This window comes from Kitasatospora sp. NPDC059973 (assembly GCF_042737525.1).
GTDB lineage: Bacteria > Actinomycetota > Actinomycetes > Streptomycetales > Streptomycetaceae > Kitasatospora.
Window position 1 is genome coordinate 1 of sequence record NZ_JBHWUI010000347.1, and the last position, 2583, is coordinate 2583.

2 protein-coding genes are annotated in these 2583 nt (G+C 73.9%); both read left to right on the forward strand.

The features are described 5' to 3' along the window. Window positions 1-219: 219 nt before the first annotated feature. Complete coding sequence (locus ACFWA9_RS38965; RefSeq protein ID WP_380394304.1) at window positions 220-2211, forward strand: serine/threonine-protein kinase; 1992 nt, start codon at window positions 220-222, stop codon at window positions 2209-2211. 60 nt (window positions 2212-2271) lie between these two features. After that, window positions 2272-2451, forward strand: a complete 180-nt coding sequence (locus ACFWA9_RS38970; RefSeq protein ID WP_380394307.1) for a DUF6104 family protein — start codon at window positions 2272-2274, stop codon at window positions 2449-2451. Window positions 2452-2583: the final 132 nt, after the last annotated feature.

Consider the following 2583-nt stretch of genomic DNA (forward strand, 5'->3'; position numbering starts at 1 on the left):
GCCCCCGCGCACACCGCGCGGGGGCCGGGGCCGTTCCGGTGTCCCGCGCCCGTGTGTCGGCGCCGTGCCAAGGTTCCAGCTCTGCAACCAAACGGCCACCGACCTGCGAGCACAGCTGACGGGTCGGTAGGTTATGCCTCGCCGGACCGATGCCCGGGCGCCCTCACCGCGCCCGTGACCGACCGGATGACCTCACCGCTCTCCCAGGGGGATCACCACATGACCGCCGACACACCACGGGACGCCACGGCCTCGCCGCTCCCGCCGGTCTTCCAGCCGCTGCACCCGGACGACCCGCGCGAGGTCGGCGGCTACCGGCTCTTCGCCCGTCTCGGCGCCGGTGGCATGGGCCGGGTCTACCTGTCGTACACCCCGGGCGGCCGTCCGGTGGCGCTCAAGGTGGTCCGCCCGGAGTTCGCCGAGGACGGCGAGTTCCGCCGCCGCTTCGCGCAGGAGGTCAGCAACGCCCAGCGGATCCACGGCCTCTACACGGCCCAGGTGATCGACTCCGGCGGCCTGGACTCGGACGCCCCCTGGCTGGTCACCGCGTACGTGCCGGGCCCGTCGCTGCAGCAGGTGGTCCGCGAGAACGGCGCCCTGCCGGTGCGCACCGTGCTGCTGCTGATGGGCGGCATCGCCGAGGCGCTGCAGGCCATCCACAGCGTCGAGGTGGTGCACCGCGACCTCAAGCCGGCCAACGTGCTGGTGGCCGGCGACGGCCCGCGCGTGATCGACTTCGGTATCGCCCGGGCCGCCGACGCCACCGCGCTGACCGGCACCGGCTACCGGATCGGTTCGCCCGCCTTCATGTCGCCGGAGCAGGCCCAGGGCCGCCCGGTCACCCCGGCCACCGACGTCTTCGCGCTCGGCGCGCTGGCCGCGTACGTGGCCGGCGGCACCGCGCCGTTCGGCGACGGCCCGGACACCGCCGTGCTCTACCGGGTGGTGCACGAGCAGGCCGACCTGGACGCCGTGCCGGCCGACCTGCGCGAGCTGATCATGCGCTGCCTGGCGAAGTCCCCCGAGGACCGCCCGAAGCCCGCCGAGATCATCGAGATCGCCCGCAACCACCCGTCGGTCGGCGGGCAGCTGCGGTTCGCCGACGACTGGCTGCCCCGGCAGGTCAACACCGAGATCACCCGCCGCTCGGACCTGCCGAAGACCCCGCCGACCCCGCTGCCGGCCGCGCCCACCGCGCCTCCGAGCGGCCCGCCGACCACCCCGCCGCAGCCCTTCGCGCCGCCGACCCACCCGGCCACCGCGGCCTCCTTCGGCGTGCCGGACTTCGGCACCCCCCGGCCGCAGCCGGTCACCCCGCCGCCGGGCTTCACCCCGCCGCCGCTCGGCGCGTACGGCCCTCCGCAGCCCGGCTACGAGGCCCCCACCGCGCCGGTACTGCCCTCGCCGCCGACCGTTCAGCTGCGCCAGGAGCCGCCGTCCTACGACACCCCGCCGCCCGGCCCGGTGGTGACGGACACCCCGGCGCCCGAGCCCCGGCGCAAGGGCGTCTCCTGGAAGGTCCTGCTGGTGGTCGCCCTGGTGATGGCCCTCGGCGGCACCGCGGGCGGCGTGGTGCTGGTGAAGAAGCTCGGCGACGACAACAAGAAGAACGACAGCGCGAGCACCGCCCAGCAGAGCCCCGGCAACCAGCCCCAGCCACTGCCGTCGCAGACCGCGGACGCCGGGGCGGCCGGCTCGCACAGCCCCTCGCCGACCCCGTCGTCCGCCGGGAAGGTGACGGCCGCGCCGTCGGCCACGACCAGCAACGGCGTGACCGCGCCCGCCCGGCCGGTCGGCTACACGCCGCTGCTCGACAAGAAGCCGCTGGCCATCCCCGGCACCGAGGCGTACTACGACTCCTACCGGATCGACCTGGACGGCGGGACGGTCGTGCCGCGCGGCAACGACCTCAAGTGGGGCCTGGGGCTGAACGCCACCGGCATCAGCAGCAAGGCCAACTCCTTCACCACGGCGGGGGACGACAAGTCCGACTTCGCGGTGATCACCGAGGCCAGCGTGACCCCGGAGCAGTGCGCGGTCGCGATCGACTCGCGGCCCGACACCGACCTGTCCTTCAACCGGGTCTCGCCCGGCCGCCTGCTCTGCGTCCGCGACCGGCTCACCCGCAACATCGCCATCGCGGTGGTCGAGATCGCCGACGGCACCACCGGCGCCGTCAAGCTCACCGTGAGCACCTGGCGGGCCAGCTGACCGGGCGCCCGCCCGGACTATCCTGACCAGGTCGAATCCCCACCGGACCGGAGCGAACCCGTGTACTTCACCGACCGCGGCATCGAGGAGCTGCAGAACCGGCGCGGCGACGAGGAGGTCACCTTCGAGTGGCTGGCCGAGCGCCTGCGCGAGTTCGTCGACCTCAACCCGGACTTCGAGATCCCGGTCGAGCGGCTGGCCACCTGGCTGGCCCGGCTCGACGACGAGGACGAGGAGTGACGCGGTAGACCGTGACCGAAGGGCCCGGGAGGCACCCGGCGGTTTCTAAGGGTCGTTGCAACACGTGGTCGGTTGTTCAGGCCGCGAGCAGTTTATGCAGGCGCTCGGCTGGGGTTTCCCAGCCGAGCGTTT